Here is a 16,779-nt window from a genome sequence, read left to right as displayed (position 1 = left end):
CTGACGCGTACCGCTCTGCCGTCGGGCCGGCTCCCCATGCCCTGTTCGTCCCTTAGACCCGGGAGTACGCCCTCGTGGCCACGTTCCTCTACAAGCTCGGCCGGCTCGCCTTCCGGCGCCGCCACTATGTCGCCCTGGTGTGGGTGGCGCTGCTGGCGCTCGCCGGTGTCGGCGCCGCCTCCGCGTCCACCGCCACCTCCAGTTCGTTCTCCATACCGGGGACGGAGGCGCAGAAAGCATTCGACCTGCTGGAACAGCGCTTCCCCGGAGCCAGCGCCGACGGCGCGACCGCCCGGGTCGTCTTCAAGGCTCCCGACGGCGAGAAGATGTCCGACGCGGGCCACAAGGCCGAGGTCGGCACGATCGTCAAGGAGCTGACGGACGGCTCGAAGCAGGTCGCCTCGGTGACCGACCCCTACACCGCGAACGGCCTCTCGCAGGACGGTGCGACGGCGTACATCCAGGTCTCGTACAAGGTCAGCTCGATGGAGCTGACGGAGGAGACCCGCACCGCGCTCGAAGAGGCCGGCACCGACGCCCGGGACCAGGGGCTGACGGTGGAGATCGGCGGTGACGCGCTCCAGGCCATGCCGGAGACCGGGGCCACCGAGATCATCGGGGTGGCGATCGCGGCCGTCGTGCTCGTGATCACCTTCGGCTCGCTGATCGCGGCCGGACTGCCGCTGCTGACCGCCCTCATCGGCGTCGGCGTCGGTATCTCCACGATCACCGCGCTCGCCAACGTGCTGGACCTCGGCTCGACCACCTCCACCCTCGCGATGATGATCGGCCTCGCGGTCGGGATCGACTACGCGCTGTTCATCGTCTCCCGCTACCGCAACGAGCTGTCCGAGGGCCGGGACCGCGAGGAAGCGGCCGGACGGGCCGTCGGCACGGCGGGCTCCGCCGTGGTCTTCGCCGGGCTCACCGTCGTGATCGCGCTCGTCGGCCTCGCCGTCGTCAACATCCCGATGCTCACCAAGATGGGCTTCGCCGCCGCCGGTACGGTCGTGATCGCCGTCCTCATCGCGCTCACCCTCATCCCCGCCCTGCTCGGCTTCGCCGGCAAGCGGGTGCACGGACGCAAGCAGCGCACGGCGATGGACGACAAGGCCGCCCGTACGGCCGGGGGCGAGGAACAGGGCGAGGAGAAGCCCAACATGGGTACCCGCTGGGCGCGCTTCGTCCTGCGCAAGCCGGTCACCGTCCTGCTCACGGCCGTCGTGGGGCTCGGCGTCATCGCCGTCCCGGCCGCCTCGCTGGAGCTGGGCCTGCCCGACGACGGCTCCCAGCCGACCAGCACCACCCAGCGCAAGGCGTACGACCTGCTCTCCGACGGCTTCGGCCCCGGCTTCAACGGGCCGCTGATGGTGGTGGTCGACGGCAAGGCCGAGAACAACGCCAAGGCGGCGGCCACCAAGGTCTCCGACAGCATCAAGAAGATGGACGACGCGGCGGTGGTCACCCCGCCCGCCCTCAACAAGGCGGGCGACACCGCGACCATCACGGTCATTCCCAAGGACCGCCCCTCCTCCATCAAGACCGAGGACCTGGTCCACTCCATCCGTGACACCGGGGCCACGGTGAAGTCGGACGACGGCGCCGATGTCCTGGTCACCGGCGCCACCGCGATGAACATCGACTTCTCGGAGAAGATGAACGACGCGCTCGTCCCGTACCTCGCGCTCGTCGTCGGCCTCGCGTTCCTGCTGCTGATGCTCGTCTTCCGCTCGGTGCTGGTGCCCCTCAAGGCCGCGCTCGGCTTCCTGCTCTCCGTGGTCGCCGCGCTCGGCGCCGTCGTCGCGGTCTTCCAGTGGGGCTGGCTCGGGAGCCTGTTCGGGGTCGAGCAGACCGGTCCCATCATGTCGATGATGCCGATCTTCATGGTGGGCGTGGTCTTCGGTCTCGCGATGGACTACGAGGTCTTCCTCGTCACCCGGATGCGTGAGGCGTACGTCCATGGGGAGCGGCCGGGCGAGGCGGTCGTCACCGGCTTCCGGCACGGCGCGCGGGTGGTCGCCGCAGCCGCCGTCATCATGATCGCCGTCTTCGCGGGCTTCATCGGCTCCAGCGAATCGATGATCAAGATGATCGGCTTCGGTCTCGCCATCGCCGTCTTCTTCGACGCCTTCGTGGTCCGGATGGCCATCGTGCCCGCCGTGCTCGCGCTGCTCGGGAAGCGGGCCTGGTGGCTGCCGCGCTGGCTCGACCGGCTGCTGCCCAACGTGGACGTGGAGGGCGAGGCGCTCCAGAAGACGCTGGCCGGCTCCTCCGACGGTGGCAACGGCCCCGACGGGGGACCGGGCACCGACCGCGAGCTGGTGCGCGTCTGACCCACCCATGACTCCGGGGCCGGCGCGTGAGCGGTGCGCGGCCCCGGAACGCGCCGGCGCCGTGGGGACGGGGGCCGGAGCGGAACACGCGGCCCGGTCGCACACCTCGGTGGGGGGTGTGGACCGGGCCGCGTGTCCGTGCCGTGTCCGTGCCGGGTCCGGCGGGAGGGGCTCAGCTCCGGTGCAGCAGCCCGCTCGGCTCGCTCTGCACCTCGGCGCCGGGCCGGTCGTAGGCGCCGGGCCGTTCCTCGCTGCCGGGCCGGTCGTAGGCGCCGGGCCGTACCTCGCTGCCGAGCCGCTCCTGGCCGGCCGGGACCAGCGCGTACGAACTCTCCAGGAACCGGCGCAGCGGCGCCGAGTCGAACTGCACCACAGCGACGCCGGCGGGCGCGTGGAACTCCATCACGGTCTGGGCCCGGCCGCAGGGCCACACCCGGACGTCGCCGTCCCCCGAGGGCTGCCGCAGACCGGACGCGAGGAGATCGCGGGCGAAGGTCCAGACCACCTCGCCCTGCTCGCGGTCGAGTGACAGCTCGGGCGGGAACACGATACGCAGGGCCGGCGGATCGGCGTCGTCGTAGCGGAGCGTCACGGAGACGGTCCTCGGGTGGGGGGCGTCGGTGATGAGACGGGCCTTGGCGGGCTGTTCGACGACGGGTGACATCGAATCGCTCCTCGGCGTATCGGTTTATTGAATATTTAGGACTTAAGTCTACAAAATCTGTCATTTTGTGCAGATTCGCCACCTGTGCCCTCTCTGTGCTCCATCTGCCGGGGCATTCGCATGTCTCTTGCTCTTGCGAAGAGTTCGCAAGAGGGCTCTATCATCAGACGGTTCACCCGCCCACACGTCCTCGCCGCAGCCACGGTCCTCGCCGTAACAGGGAGCGGAGCCCCGACATGCATGTGCCCGACGGATTCATCAACGTCCCCGTCTCGGTCGCCACCGGTGTGGTCGCGGCGGGCGCCGTCGCCGTCAGCCTGCGCGGCGCCCGCCGCGAGCTGGACGAGCGCACCGCGCCCCTCGCCGGACTCGTCGCCGCCTTCGTCTTCGCCGTGCAGATGCTCAACTTCCCGGTGGCCGCCGGGACGAGCGGTCATCTGCTGGGCGGGGCGCTGGCGGCGATCCTCGTCGGCCCGTACACCGGAGTCCTGTGCATCTCGGTCGTCCTGCTCATGCAGGGCATCCTCTTCGCGGACGGCGGGCTCACCGCGCTCGGGGTGAACATCACCGACATGGCCGTGGTGACCACCGTCGTGGCGTACGCGCTCTTCCGGGGCCTGGTGAAGGTCCTGCCCCGCACCCGGCGCTCGGTCACCGCCGCCGCCTTCGTGGCCGCGCTGGTCTCCGTGCCGGCCGCCGCGCTCGCCTTCACCGCGATGTACGCGCTCGGCGGGACCACGGACATCCCGATCGGCAAGGTGCTGGCCGCGATGCTCGGCGTCCATGTGCTGATCGGCGTCGGCGAGGCCGTGATCACGGCGCTGACCGTCGGCGCCGTCCTCGCCGTACGCCCCGACCTGGTGTACGGGGCGCGCGGGCTGACCGCGCCGCTCAAGCTGCGGGTGGGCGGGGAGCTGGTCGACGCGGCGCCCGAGCCCGCCGCGCCCGCGCCCGCCGCCCCGGTGGCCGCGCGCTCCACCCGCGCGTTCTGGGCCACCGGTCTGGTCACCGCGCTGGTGCTGGCCGGGTTCGTCTCCTTCTACGCCTCGGCCAGCCCCGACGGCCTGGAGAAGGTCGCCGCCGACCAGGGCATCGACAAGAAGACCGAGCCGCACCACACCGACGACTCCCCGCTCGCCGGCTACGGCGTCAAGGACATCGCCGACGGCCGGATCTCCGGCGGTCTCGCGGGCGTGATCGGTGTCGGCGTCACCGTCGCCGTCGGCAGCGGGGTCTTCTGGGCGGTACGCCGCAGGCGTGGCACCCAGGAGGCCGGCCGGATCCCCGCCGGAAGCGTCTGACATGGGCGCGGGCCACGCCCACAAGCTCTACCGGCACGGCCACTCGCCGGTCCACGCGCTGCCCCCGCACTGCAAGCTCGCCGCCGTCTTCTGCTTCGTCGTCGTGGTGGTCTCCACCCCGCGCGAGGCGGTCGGGTCCTTCGCGCTGTACGCCGTGCTGCTCGCGGCGGTCGCCGCCGCGGCCCGCGTCCCGGCCGGGTTCCTGCTGCGGCGGCTGCTGATCGAGATCCCCTTCGTGGCCTTCGCCGTCCTGATGCCGTTCGTCGTCCCCGGCGAGCAGGTGATGTTCCTCGGCCTGTCGCTCAGCGTCCCCGGACTGTGGGGCGCCTGGAACGTCCTGGCCAAGGGGACGCTGGGCGTGGCCGCCTCCGTGATCCTCGCCTCCACCACCGAGCTACGCGCCCTGCTGCTCGGCCTCCAGCGGCTGCGGCTGCCGCCGCTGCTCGTCCAGATCGCCTCCTTCATGATCCGCTACGGCGATGTGATCACCGACGAGATGCGGCGGATGTCGATCGCCCGGCGCTCGCGCGGCTTCGAGGCGAGCGGCCCGCGCCACTGGGGCGTGCTGGCGAAGTCGGCGGGCGCGCTGTTCATCCGCTCGTACGAGCGCGGCGAGCGGGTGCATCTGGCGATGGTGAGCCGGGGGTACGCGGGCACCATGCCGGTCATCGACGAGGTGACGGCGGACCGGACACAGTGGGCGTACGCGGCGGCCCTCCCCGTATCGGCGCTCGCGATCTGTCTGCTTGGCTGGACGCTATGACCACTCCCACCGCGTCGCCGTCGCCGTCGCTGCCGCCGTCGCTGGAGGTGCGCGGGCTCGCGTACGCCTACCCCGACGGCCACCAGGCCCTGTTCGGCGTCGACCTGACCGTCGGCCGGGGCGAGCGGGTGGCGCTGCTCGGCCCCAACGGCGCCGGCAAGACCACACTCGTCCTGCACCTCAACGGCATCCTCACCGCCGGCGCCGGTACGGTCGCCGTCGCCGGGCTGCCGGTCGCGAAGCGGAACCTGGCGGAGATCAGGCGCCGCGTCGGCATCGTCTTCCAGGACCCGGACGACCAGCTGTTCATGCCGACCGTACGGGAGGACGTCGCCTTCGGCCCGGCCGCCGCCGGGCTGCGCGGCGCGGAACTGGAGACGCGGGTCGCCACCGCGCTGAAGCGGGTCGGCATGGCGGAGTACGCGGACCGTCCACCGCACCACCTCTCCTTCGGCCAGCGGCGCAGGGTCGCGGTGGCGACCGTCCTCGCGATGGAGCCGGAGATCCTCGTCCTGGACGAGCCGTCGTCCAACCTGGACCCGGCCTCGCGACGCGAACTCGCCGACATCCTGCGGTCGTTGGACATCACCGTACTGATGGTCACGCACGACCTGCCGTACGCGCTCGAACTCTGCCCGCGCGCCGTGATCCTCAGCGAAGGAGTCATCGTGGCGGACGGCCCCACCGGGCGGCTGCTGGGCGACGCGGAGCTGATGGGGGCCCACCGCCTGGAGCTGCCCTTCGGCTTCGACCCGGCGGCCGTCGACCGGGCGCGCAGCACCACCCCCACCGGGCCGGCCGCCTGAGCGCGCGGCCGTACGCCCCGGACCCGACAGCGCCCGGCACGCCCCACCCCGCGCACCCCGGCCCCGGCGGTGTGTCGCGCGTCGGGGCCGGGGTGTGGGGGTCAGCAGTACTGCGCTTGTTTGCCTATGGAGCGGTACATGCAATCCGCGTTCTCCAGCAGTTGCAGGACCGCGTCGCGGTTCCTGCTCGTCTCGCGGTTGATGACCGAGGCGGGCGGATAGAAGCCGCCGGACGAACTCGTCCTCGGGTACATCTCGAAGGTGTAGGCGAAGATCTTGTGCTGCCCCCACAGCCAGTCGTCGATCGAACCGTCCGTGATGTAGAGGTCGCTGGACTGCTCGGGCGTGTAGCCGTTGCTCGCGGCCATCTTCTGGCCGACCGTCGCGAAGGCGTTGCGGTCGTCGGCGGTCATGCCGGTGGTGGTGTCGGCGGTGGTGTAGCCGAACGGCCAGAGCACCAGTTCGCTGTAGGTGTGGAAGTCGATCGCGGCCTTGATCTGCTGGGTGCCGCCCACGACCCGGCCGCGCACGAAGTCCGCCACGACCTTCACCTCGGGCGCGGACTCGGCGGCGCTGCCCCGGTAGGTCTCCGAGGAGGCGCTGCCGGAGGAGCCGCCGCAGCAGCCCCAGCGGTAGGCCCAGTTGCGATTGAGGTCCGTGCCGACGGCGGTGGAGCCGGAGTTGGGCTGACGGTTCTTGCGCCAGCTGCGGTACGAGCCGGTGGCGATGTCGTACTCGCCGCCGTCCGGGTTGAGGTCCGGGATGATCCAGATCTCCCGGGTGTCGAGCAGCGTGGTGATCCTGGAGTCCGTGCCGTAGCCGGAGGTCAGCTCCTTGAGCAGGTACAGCGCCATCTCCACGGTGAGGTGCTCGCGCGCGTGCTGATGGTGGGTGAAGAGGATCTCGGGCTCGTTCTCGTCGACCGCCACATTGCGGCTGACCTTGATGGCGACGATGTTCCTGCCCTGGTACGAGGTGCCGATGACGCGCTGGCTCGCGAGGGACGGATGGGCCGCGATGACCGACCCGATCTCGGCCGTCATCTCGGCGTAGTTGTGATACGCCGAGTCGGCCGGCGGGAAGTCGTACGGGGTGACCGCGCCGCCTCCGGTGCGGTCGGGGACCGCGTCCAGGGCTGTCGGCTCGTAGCCGAGCGCGCGCACCCCGGCCAGCTGCCCGGGGCCGGCGGAGACGACGACGCGCTCGTCGTCGAACTCGTCGATGCTCACCCCGGTCCTGGCGAGCGCGGTGCGCGTCGCGGACGTGGAGTGCAGCTGGATCTCGTACTGCCGGGTGTCCTGCCCGCCCGCGGCCGTGCCGCTGGTGGCGGGCGGCCGGGGGCCGGCCGAGGCGGTGGTGGCCGTGGCGGTGGCGGCGAGTCCGAGAGTCAGGAGCAGTGCGGCGGCCAGGGTCGCCGGCCGGCCGCGGCCGGGGCCGCCGATTCCGCGTAATCGCTTACGCATGAAGCCTCCAGGGGGTGTGGAGTGGAGGGGTCATCGTGCGGGCGTGGCATGTTCCGGTCAAGAGCATGGATTCGGCCGGGCCGGTCCGGAAGGGGCAGGGAAGGTCCGGGAGGGTCCGGGCGGCCGGCGGGGATGCTGCACCATAGAGGGGGCCGCGCCGCCGGGGCGGGTCGGGACGACGGCAGGAGCGCGGGCGTGGACGTCCAGGGCACGGTTGAGGCGGGCTTCGAGCCGGTCAGGGACGCTTTCGTACGGAACTTCGACCGGCTGGGCGAACAGGGCGCGGCGGTCGCCGTCTACCGGGACGGCCACAAGGTGGTGGACCTCTGGGCAGGCACCCGTGACGTCGCCCCACCGGCCGGGAACGCCTCCGGCGAGGGCGCGCCGGGCGGGGACGCGGCGCCCTGGGCGCTGGACACGGCGCAGGTCGTCCGGTCCGCCACCAAGGGCATCGCCGCCGCCGTACCGCTGCTGCTGCACCAGCGCGGCCAGATCGACCTGGACGCCCCGGTCGGCACCTACTGGCCCGAGTTCAAGGCCGCCGGCAAGGAGCGGGTCCTCGTACGCCATGTGCTGTCGCACCGCGCGGGTGTGCCCGTACTGGACCGGCCGCTCACCCCGGCACAGGCGCTCGACGGCGAGTCCGGCGCGGCAGCCCTGGCCGCGCAGAGTCCCGTGTGGGAGCCGGGCACCGACCACGGCTACCACGCGCACACCTACAGCTGGCTGATGTCCGAGCTGGTCAGGCGGGTCACGGGCCGGTCCGTGGGCCGGTGGATCGCCGAGGAGATCGCGCGTCCGCTGGGCCTCGACTTCTGGGTCGGGCTGCCCGACGAGGAGGCCCACCGGGTGGGCAGGATCGGCCCGGTGGAGGAGCCCACGGCGGTCGGGGGCGCGCTCAGGCTGCGGCCCAAGCGCTCCGTCTCGGCGGCGTACGGGGACCCCGGATCGCTGACGCGGCGGGCCTTCGCGGTCATCGAACCGCTGCCGGACGAGAACGACCCGGCCTACCGCGCCGCCGAACTCCCGGCCTCCGGCGGCATCTCGACCGCCCGCGCGCTGGCCCGCTGCTACGCGGCGATGATCGGCCCGGTCGACGGCCACCGCCTCTTCGCACCCGCGACGCTGACCCTGGCCCGTACGGAGGAGTCGGCGGGCCCCGACCGCGTCCTGGTCGTCAACACCCGTTTCGGGCTCGGCTTCATGCTGCACGGCCCGGCGGCGCCGCTGCTCGGGCCCGGCTCCTTCGGGCATCCGGGGCGCGGCGGCTCGCTCGGCTTCGCCGACCCCGAGTCGGGGATCGCGCTGGGATACGTGACGAACGGGATGCGCAAGGGCGTGACGGCCGACCCGCGCGCCCAGGCGCTGGTACGGGCGGTGAAGGCGGCGACCTCGTCGCCGGGCGAGGCCGGCTGACGCGCGGTCAACCGCGCCCCCGCGCGCACACCGGACGCCCCGCTGTTCGAGGGAGGAATCCGGCGTGCGCGCGGGGCCGGGCACGGCCGCGCCCGCCGGCACGGCCGCGCCCAGCGGCCGACGCGCGGCACGTACGGGGCGCCTCCCGACCCCGCCCCCTACACCTCAGGGACCACGCGCGAGGGTCACATCACTCCAAAGGGGTACGGGAGTTGGGGCCGCGCGGCCGATGTTCTCCGAGGCACGCCGACTGAATGATCGTTCCTGTCCGAACACGCGACCGGAAGGAACGATTACGTGCGTAGACGACGTCTCGCGCCCCTGCTGGCTGTCAGCGTCACGGCGACGCTGGCCCCCGCCCTCACCATGTCGACGGCCGGCGCAGCCCAGGCCACCGCCGCTCCGGCCGCCGCCTCCACCTCCGCAGCCAAGGGCGCGCTGGACCGGTATGTGAAGCAGAAGCCGAAGTGGAAGCGGTGCGACGCCGACGCCCCGGCGGAGTTCCAGTGCGCCACGATCAAGGTCCCGCTCGACTACCGGGCGCCCGGGGGCGAACAGCTGGACCTGGCGATATCCCGGATCAGGAGCACCGCGCCCGACAAGCGGCACGGTGTCCTGTTCTCCAACCCCGGCGGCCCCGGCGGGCCGGGGCGCTACATGCCGCTGAGCCTGGGGGAGAGGCTCCCCGAGTCCGTGCGGCAGAAGTACGACCTCATCGGCTTCGACCCGCGCGGTGTGGGACGGAGCAGCCCGGTCTCCTGCGGTCTGGAGCCGGAGGAGCAGGACTGGCTGCGGCCGTACAAGGAGGAGACGTTCGACAAGGACGTCGCCTGGGCGCGTGACGTCGCCGACAAGTGCCGGGAGAAGACGGGCGACACACTCCCGCACATCACCACGCGCAACACCGCGCGCGACATGGATCTGCTGCGGGCGATCCTCGGCGAGAAGAAGATCTCGTACCTGGGTTACTCGTACGGCACCTACCTGGGCGCCGTCTACACCCAGCTCTTCCCGGCCCGGGCCGACCGGTTCGTGCTGGACAGCGCCGTCGATCCGGCGCGCGCCTGGCGGGGGATGATCCAGTGGTGGGCGGAGGGCGCCGAGCCCGCGTTCGACCGGTGGACCGAGTGGGCCGCCGAACGCTCGGAGAAGTACGGCCTCGGCGACACCCCGAAGGAGGTCGGGCAGACCCTCTGGGACCTGGTCGCGCAGGCCGACGAGAAGCCCATCGAGATCGACGGGCAGCCGACCACCGGTGACGACATCCGCAGCGGTATGCGCGGCGCGGTCTTCACCCCGGAGTTCGCCACCGAGGCGGTCGTGGAGCTGAAGAAGGCCGCCGCCGGGGAGCCCGCCTCCGCGAAGAAGCTTCCCGCGCCCGCCGGAACGGCCCGCCCGGCCGACGGCTCCGAGGCACCGGACGGCTCCGAGGCACCGGACCGCTCCGAGACACCGGACGGTTCCGAGGAACCGGACGACAACAGCAGCGCGAGCTTCTGGAACGTGGTCTGCAACGACAACTCGGCCGCCTGGTCCCACGACCCGGAGAGCTACCGGCGGGACGCCATCGAGGACAAGGGCCGCTATCCGCTGTTCGGCGACTTCGCTTCCAGCGTCAAGCCCTGCGCGTTCTGGGGGAAGTCCGTCGAACCGGCCACCGTCGTGAACAACAAGGTCCGCTCGCTGATCGTGCAGAACGAGTGGGACCCCCAGACCCCGTTGCAGAGCGGTCAGGCCCTGCACGCCGACCTGAAGGGGTCGCGGATGCTGACGGTCCTCGGCGGCGAGGGCCACGGCGTCTACCCGAGCGGAAACGCGTGCACGGACGGCGAGGTGACGGCCTATCTGACCACGGGCAAGCTGCCGGCGAAGGACGTGACCTGCGAGGCGACGGCGGAGTCGAACGCCGAGGCCCGGAAGAACCAGAAGCGGGACGTGCTTCCCGGCACCCCGCTCCCGCAGCGCTCCCCGGACCGTTTCTGACCGTTCCGGTGTGACGCGGGAGGGAGGGGGCGGGACCCGCGGTGGGTCCCGCCCCCTCCGGCCGGGTCAGGGGTCGACGCGCAGGCTGCCTTCCATCAACGCGACCGGTCCCACATTGGTGGCGTCCACCGCCGGCCGGAGCGCCCGGGCCAGCCTGACCGCGTCGTCCACGCCCCAGAAGTGGACGAAGAACAGGCGCGGTTCCTCCGTGAGGCCGTGGTTGTGGAGTTCCACGAGTTCGAGCCCGCCCCGCCGCAGCGTGCTCAGCACCGTCTGGACCTCGTCGGCGACCATGGCGAAGTCCCCGTTGACGGCGGCCCGGCCGCCGCCCAGCGGCTGGAAGTTGAAGGCCGAGGTCGCCGCCAGCCCCCGGGGCAGCGCCTTCCCTTCGTGGATCACGGTCTCGCGGCGGGCGAAGACGGCCTTGTGGATGCCGTCCTCGTTGGAGCCCGCCACCCCGAGCGCGGCCTCCATCCCCGCCAGGTCCAGATCGAGGGCGGGCGGCGGCCCCGGCTCCACGGCGGGCGGGGTCGCGGTGCGGCCGATGGCCGCCCGCAGCCCGCGCGCCAGCGGCACCGGGTCCGTGCCGTGGGCGTGGCCGTGGATGTGGAGCCACCAGACATCGGGAGCGTGGGCGGGCAGATGCTTGTGGAGCGCGGTCACCTCGATGCCGTGCTGGAACAGCGAGTCGGTCACCCGCTGAAGCTCGCCCTCGGTGACGTTCAGATCGCCCATCACGGACGCGCTGCCGTCGGCGTACCGGACGAAGGACACGTGCGACCCGAGGGCGAGCCCCGGCGTCACGGTGACGCCCCGGCTGACCACGTGCAGGTCCCTGCGCGGGAATTCGGTGTGGTAGAACAGCCCGCGCAGCAGATTGCCGGGCCGCCCCAGCGCCTTCGCGACGCTCTTCCAGTCGGCTTCCGTGGTCGGCACCGGCTGGACCGGTCCGGCCGGCTCGTCGCCCGGCTCGCCCGTTCCGGCGCCTCCGGCTTCCGGTGCCACGGCCGACCGGGCGCGGGCGGTGCCGATCCCGACCCCGGTCAGCAGGGGCGCGAACGCGGCGGCGGCGAGCAGCCGTCTGCGCGGGGTGGGCGTCCGCCTGCTCTTACGCCCGTCCGTCCGGGCGGCTGCTTCCGGCGGGCCGACCAGGTCGACCGGGTCGACCCGACGGGTCCCTGGGGACGCGGGGGGAGCGTTTTTTTGTGATTCTTTTTTCATCACACTTACACCTCCGGGCGGATGAAAGCACGGACGACCGGAGGATATGGGGTCCAGGTCCCGCGCCGCGCCCGCTCAACTCGTGTGGAGCATCAGCCCGATCCCCACCACCATCAGCCCCGCCGCCGCGATCCTCGGCGTCCCGAAACGCTCCTTGAAGAAGACGGCCCCTATCGCGGCGCCCACGATGATCGACGATTCGCGCAGCGCCGCGATCGGCGCGAGGGCGGCCCGGGTCTGCGCCCACAGCACCAGGCCGTACGCGAACATCGAGAGGACAGCGCCGAGCAGACCGAGCGTCATATGGGGGCGCAGCTGTCCGAGCAGCTGCCGACGGCGGGTGTACACGGCGTACGCGGGAATCAGCACCCCTTCCAGGATCATCAGCCAGGCGACGTAGCCGATCGCCGAGCCCGAGTTCCGTACCCCCACACCGTCCACCACCGTGTACGCGGCGATCGAGAGCCCTGTCGCCACGGCCGCCGTCACGGCGGGTGCGCGCGGTGCCGACCCCGCGCCCCTGATGCCCCACAGGGCCAGGGCGAGCAGCCCCGCCGAGGCCACGGCGACGCCCGCCGTCTGCCAGGCGTCGAGCGACTCCCCGATCACCAGGGCGGCCACGACGGTCACCACCAGGGGCGCCGTGCCCCGCGCGATCGGATACATCTGGCCGAAGTCGCCGAGGCTGAAGGAGCGCATCAACAGCAGCTGGTAGCCCACGTGCAGCACCCCCGAGACCGCCAGATACGGCCAGGCCGCCGCGTCCGGCAGGGGCGCGAAACAGGCGATGACCGCGCCGATCACCGCCGCGCCACCGCCGATCAGTGTGAACGCGGCCAGCTTGTCGTGGATGTTGTGCGCGATCGCGTTCCAACTGGCGTGCGTCACGGCGGCGATGAGCACCGCGACGGCCACGATCGGGGTCACGGCCGCCGCTCGCGCGGGGCCTCAGCGGGCCGATGACCTATGTGGGGAGGGCGGGCGGCCGCCGGGTCCGGAGTACTCATGACTCCGCACGCTAGCGCGCCCCGGACCCCGCGTACCAGGGGCTTTCCGCCCACCGGGCCCGCGCGCGGCACGGCCCCGCACCCGTGCGCGGCACGGCTGCGAACCTCACACGTACGGCTCCTTACGGCGTGCGCGGGCGCCGCCCGGGCCCGGTCAGCCCGCGCCCAGCACCGCCGCGACCACCGGGCCCGCCGCGTCGCCGCCGTGGCCGCCGGCCTGGACGACCGCCGCCGCCGCGAGATCGTCGCGGTAGCCGGCGAACCAGCTGTTCGAGGTCTCCTGGCCGTCCACCTCGGCGGAGCCGGTCTTGGCGCCCTTGTCGCCGCCGAGCCCGGACATCGCCTTGGCCCCCGTACCGCTGGTCGCCGTGAGCGCCATCATGCCGCGCAGCTGCCGCGCCACGTCGGGGGCGAGCGAGCGGGCGGCCGTGGCCACCTCGCGGTCGTCCAGGGAGGGCGCGACGAGCACAGGCTGTTTGAACGTGCCGTTCTTGGCGGTCGCGGTGATCGACGCCATGTTGAGCACGTTCATCTGCACGGTGCCCTGCCCGATGTACTGGGCCGCCGCCTCGCCGCCCACGGCGGCGGGCACACTGCCGTCGAAGGTCGGGACGCCGGTCTTCCAGTTGTCGAGACCGATCCCGAAGACCTCCTCGGTCTCCGTCTTCAGCGCGGAATCGTCACCGACGTCGTCGATCAGCTTGATGAAGGCCGTGTTGCAGGAGCGCGCGAAGCTCTCCGAGAAGGGCCTGTTGTCGAGCGAGAACCTGTCCAGGTTCTGGAACGTACGGCCCTCGTACATCGCGTCCGGCGGGCACTCGGCGGGCTTGTCCGCCGCCGCCAGGCCCTTCTCCATCAGCAGCGCGGCGGTGACGATCTTCATCGTGGAGCCGGGCGCCTGCTTGCCGAGCATCGCCGCGTTGAAGCCGTCCGCGCGGTTGTTGGCGACGGCCAGGATCTCACCCGTGCTCGGCTTGACCGCAGCGACGGACGCCTCGCTGAACTGCTTCACCGACCGCTCCGCGGCGGCCTGCACGTTCGTGTCCAGGGTGGTCCTCAGCTTGCCGGGGGCGCCCTTGGAGAGCGTGAGCAGCGTCTCGGCGGCCGGGGTCGACGCCCCCTCGCCGCTGCCGTCCCCGGAGTCCCCGGTGCCGCCGCCGTCCCCGCGCAGCGTCAGCTCGATACCGGACGAGCCGCCCGCCTTCTCGCCGTACCGCTCCCGCAGTTCGTTCAGGATCGGCCCCAGCGACGGGTACTTCTCCTTCGTCAGCTCCACGCCGTTGCGGTCGACGGCCTCGATCTGCGGGGTCGAAGACTCCCCCGTGACCAGGTGGTTGTTCCCCGTCAGCTTCGGATGGATCACGGAGGGCGCCCAGTCGACCAGCGGGCGACCGGTGGTCTGCCCGCGCACCACCGTCAGCTCCGAGTCGTACGACCACGGCGCGCTCTTCCCGCCGAACTCGACGGTGGCCTTCACCTGAAAGGGGACCTTCGTGCCGACAGCGGCGCCCGGAGTGATCACCGCGCCGGTGACATGGGCCAGGTCGCGGTAGTCCTCGATGACGCTCGCGGCTGCGGAGGCGTCATTGGTCAGCTGGGCCAGAGTCTCGCCGTCCTCGCCCTTCGCCCACCCGGTGAGGAAGTCCTTCGCGGCCGTGTCGATCTCCTCGGCGCTCAGCGGACCGGTCTTCACCTCGCGCGCGGTGGAGACGGTGTCGCCGCTGAGGTTCCCGTACACGTTGTACGCGCCGTAGCCGACTCCGCCCGCGACCACCAGGAAAACTCCGCCTATGACGGCGGTCTTCGCTCCACTGCGCATGAATGCGGTACCCCTCCCCAGGAGCTTCCTCGATCACGGATCAGCCGAGCCATGTCAAGGAACGGTCGAGCGGCACTCTACGGGACCACCGGGGCGCGGGGGGCGAGTGTTATCGGACCGAGAGTTACCGCGCGGGGACGAGCGGTCCCCCTCCGTGCGGAACCCATCCGTCCGCAATCGGCCCCGCCGGTCCGGAACCAGCCCGTCCGGCCGGGCGCGGGCCGTCCGGTTCGGGACGCCCGCCCCGTCAGACCCAGGTGTCCAGCCACATCCGCGACCGCCACGAGTCCAGCGGGATCGCCGTCCCCGTGTACAGCGGCCAGAAGTAGATGAAGTTCCAGACGATCAGCAGCACCAGCACCCCCGCGCCGACGGCGCCGACCGTCCTGCGCCGCTCGTCCGAGCCCGGTGGCCCCACGATCGCGCCGATCAGCATCGCCACCGCGAGGCAGAGGAACGGTACGAAGACGACCGCGTAGAAGAGGAAGATCGTCCGCTCCTGGTACAGGAACCACGGCGCCCACCCCGCCGCCACCGCGCAGGCGATCGCGCCCGCGCGCCAGTCACGGCGGAAGAACCAGCGCCACAGCACGTAACAGAGCGCGAACGCCCCCGTCCACCACAGCAGCGGCGTACCGATCGCCAGCACCTCGCGGGCGCACTTGCCGGCCGTCGACGCCGGGCAGCCGTCCGTGCCGGCCGCCGGGTCCTCGTAGAAGTACGAGACCGGGCGGCCCAGGACGATCCAGCTCCACGGGTTCGACTGGTAGGTGTGGCCCGACGTCAGGTTGACGTGGAAGGAGTAGACCTCGGTCTCGTAGTGCCACAGGCTGCGCAGCCAGTCCGGCAGCCAGGTGAAGCTGCCGCCCTGGCCCGCCGTCGCCGCCCAGTTCCGGAAGTACCCCTTGTCGGTGACGATCCAGCCGGTCCAGGAGACGATGTACGTACCGATCGCGACCGGGACCGTCGAGACGAAGGCCGGCAGGATGTCGCGCCGGACCACCGCCGCGTACGGCCGTACCGCACCGGCCGTGCGGCGCGCGCCCACGTCCCACAGCACGGCCATGATCGCGAAGGCGGTGAGGATGTAGAGCCCGTTCCACTTCGTCGCGAAGGCCAGCCCCAGCATCACCCCGGCGGCCAGCCGCCACGGGCGCCACCCCAGCCGCAGCGTCCGCGCGACACCGGCGTCCGGGCGCAGCAGGCCCTCGGCGTCCACCGGCAGCGCCGCCGCCAGTCGGCCTCTGGCCCAGTCGCGGTCGATCAGCAGACACCCGAACGCGGCCAGCACGAAGAACATCAGCACCAGGTCGAGCAGCGCCGTCCTGCTCATCACGTAGTGCAGCCCGTCCACGGCGAGCAGCCCGCCCGCCAGGCAGCCCAGGAACGTCGAACGGAACAGCCGCCGGCCGATCCGGCACAGCATCAGCACGGACAGCGTGCCGAGCAGCGCCACCATGAAGCGCCAGCCGAACGGGTTGAAGCCGAAGAGGTGCTCGCCGAGCCCGATGACCCATTTCCCCACCGGCGGGTGCACCACATAGCCGGGGTCGGTCGGGACGGGGACCGAGGAGGGGTCCTTCAGGATCGACTTGTCGATGTCCTTGGGCCAGCTGCCCTCGTACCCCTGGTTGATGAGCGCCCAGGCGTCCTTCGCGTAGTACGTCTCGTCGAATATCACCGCCTTGGGGCTGCCCAGGTGCCAGAACCGCAGCAACCCGGCGACCAGCGCGACGAGCAGCGGACCGCCCCACGCCGACCAGCGGACGATCCGTTCCGCGCGGGCCGGGGAGACCCCGAGGACGGCCCAGAGCCGCTCCGACGGCCGGGTGTACGGCGGTACGAGCCGCTCGCGCAGACCGGTCACCGGCCGTGGGGAATGGCCGAATCGGCGCATCCGCTGAGGCCAGGAGGGCGGCTGGTCCTCGGCGTCGTGCCCCTGGAGGGCTGAGGGTGCGGTACTGGTCACCGCGCCATCGTAGGGAACGCCGCTGTGCGAGGGG

The 16,779-nt window shown here is 72.0% G+C and carries 12 protein-coding genes; 6 read left to right on the top strand and 6 right to left on the bottom strand.

Annotated features, from left to right (window positions below; genetic code table 11):
- Nucleotides 1–74 precede the first annotated feature (74 nt).
- Nucleotides 75–2,333: an MMPL family transporter gene (locus tag ACFY6S_RS15410; protein ID WP_388816328.1), complete on the top strand. Its 2,259-nt coding sequence runs from the start codon at nt 75–77 to the stop codon at nt 2,331–2,333.
- A 172-nt stretch (nt 2,334–2,505) separates the two neighbouring features.
- Here the strand turns inward: ACFY6S_RS15410 and ACFY6S_RS15405 are convergent, their stop codons facing one another.
- Nucleotides 2,506–2,997 carry an SsgA family sporulation/cell division regulator gene (locus ACFY6S_RS15405; protein WP_388816325.1) on the bottom strand — a complete coding sequence of 164 codons (492 nt, stop codon included), beginning with the start codon at nt 2,995–2,997 and terminating at the stop codon, nt 2,506–2,508.
- Between the two features lie 236 nt (nt 2,998–3,233).
- Between ACFY6S_RS15405 and ACFY6S_RS15400 the strand changes: the two genes are divergently transcribed.
- From ACFY6S_RS15400 to ACFY6S_RS15390, 3 genes are read left to right on the top strand one after another with little or no spacing between them, the layout of a single operon-like run.
- Nucleotides 3,234–4,298, top strand: coding sequence for an energy-coupling factor ABC transporter permease (locus tag ACFY6S_RS15400; RefSeq protein WP_388816322.1), 1,065 nt, complete (start codon nt 3,234–3,236; stop codon nt 4,296–4,298).
- Nucleotide 4,299: 1 nt separating this feature from the next.
- Entirely contained in the window at nt 4,300–5,061 is a 762-nt protein-coding gene (gene cbiQ / locus ACFY6S_RS15395; protein ID WP_388816319.1) for a cobalt ECF transporter T component CbiQ, read from the top strand.
- Complete coding sequence (locus ACFY6S_RS15390; RefSeq protein ID WP_388816316.1) at nt 5,058–5,867, top strand: energy-coupling factor ABC transporter ATP-binding protein; 810 nt, start codon at nt 5,058–5,060, stop codon at nt 5,865–5,867. The genes cbiQ and ACFY6S_RS15390 overlap by 4 nt, the downstream gene beginning before the upstream one ends.
- A gap of 101 nt (nt 5,868–5,968) precedes the next feature.
- On the opposite strand, the gene ACFY6S_RS15385 is transcribed toward ACFY6S_RS15390, so the two are convergent.
- Nucleotides 5,969–7,330 carry a M14 family metallopeptidase gene (locus ACFY6S_RS15385; protein ID WP_388816313.1) on the bottom strand — a complete coding sequence of 454 codons (1,362 nt, stop codon included), beginning with the start codon at nt 7,328–7,330 and terminating at the stop codon, nt 5,969–5,971.
- 195 nt (nt 7,331–7,525) lie between these two features.
- Here ACFY6S_RS15385 and ACFY6S_RS15380 point away from each other — a divergent pair, with 195 nt between their 5' ends.
- Both ACFY6S_RS15380 and ACFY6S_RS15375 read left to right on the top strand, forming a co-directional pair.
- Nucleotides 7,526–8,746, top strand: coding sequence for a serine hydrolase domain-containing protein (locus tag ACFY6S_RS15380; RefSeq protein ID WP_388816311.1), 1,221 nt, complete (start codon nt 7,526–7,528; stop codon nt 8,744–8,746).
- Between the two features lie 297 nt (nt 8,747–9,043).
- Nucleotides 9,044–10,729: an alpha/beta hydrolase gene (locus tag ACFY6S_RS15375; protein WP_388816308.1), complete on the top strand. Its 1,686-nt coding sequence runs from the start codon at nt 9,044–9,046 to the stop codon at nt 10,727–10,729.
- 66 nt (nt 10,730–10,795) lie between these two features.
- On the opposite strand, the gene ACFY6S_RS15370 is transcribed toward ACFY6S_RS15375, so the two are convergent.
- The 4 genes from ACFY6S_RS15370 to ACFY6S_RS15355 form a co-directional block, all read right to left on the bottom strand.
- Nucleotides 10,796–11,950 carry a DUF1259 domain-containing protein gene (locus ACFY6S_RS15370; protein WP_388816305.1) on the bottom strand — a complete coding sequence of 385 codons (1,155 nt, stop codon included), beginning with the start codon at nt 11,948–11,950 and terminating at the stop codon, nt 10,796–10,798.
- A gap of 75 nt (nt 11,951–12,025) precedes the next feature.
- Entirely contained in the window at nt 12,026–12,877 is an 852-nt protein-coding gene (locus tag ACFY6S_RS15365) for an EamA family transporter (RefSeq protein ID WP_388816302.1), read from the bottom strand.
- A gap of 234 nt (nt 12,878–13,111) precedes the next feature.
- Nucleotides 13,112–14,776, bottom strand: a complete 1,665-nt coding sequence (locus ACFY6S_RS15360; protein WP_388816299.1) for a penicillin-binding transpeptidase domain-containing protein — start codon at nt 14,774–14,776, stop codon at nt 13,112–13,114.
- Between the two features lie 247 nt (nt 14,777–15,023).
- Nucleotides 15,024–16,745 (bottom strand): dolichyl-phosphate-mannose--protein mannosyltransferase, encoded by a 1,722-nt coding sequence (locus ACFY6S_RS15355; protein WP_388816296.1) that lies wholly within the window; start codon nt 16,743–16,745, stop codon nt 15,024–15,026.
- Nucleotides 16,746–16,779: the final 34 nt, after the last annotated feature.

This window comes from Streptomyces sp. NPDC012835 (assembly GCF_042900885.1).
Classification (GTDB): Bacteria; Actinomycetota; Actinomycetes; order Streptomycetales; family Streptomycetaceae; genus Streptomyces.
Note: the sequence above shows the minus strand (reverse complement) of the source record. Positions and strands in the feature narration are given on the sequence as shown.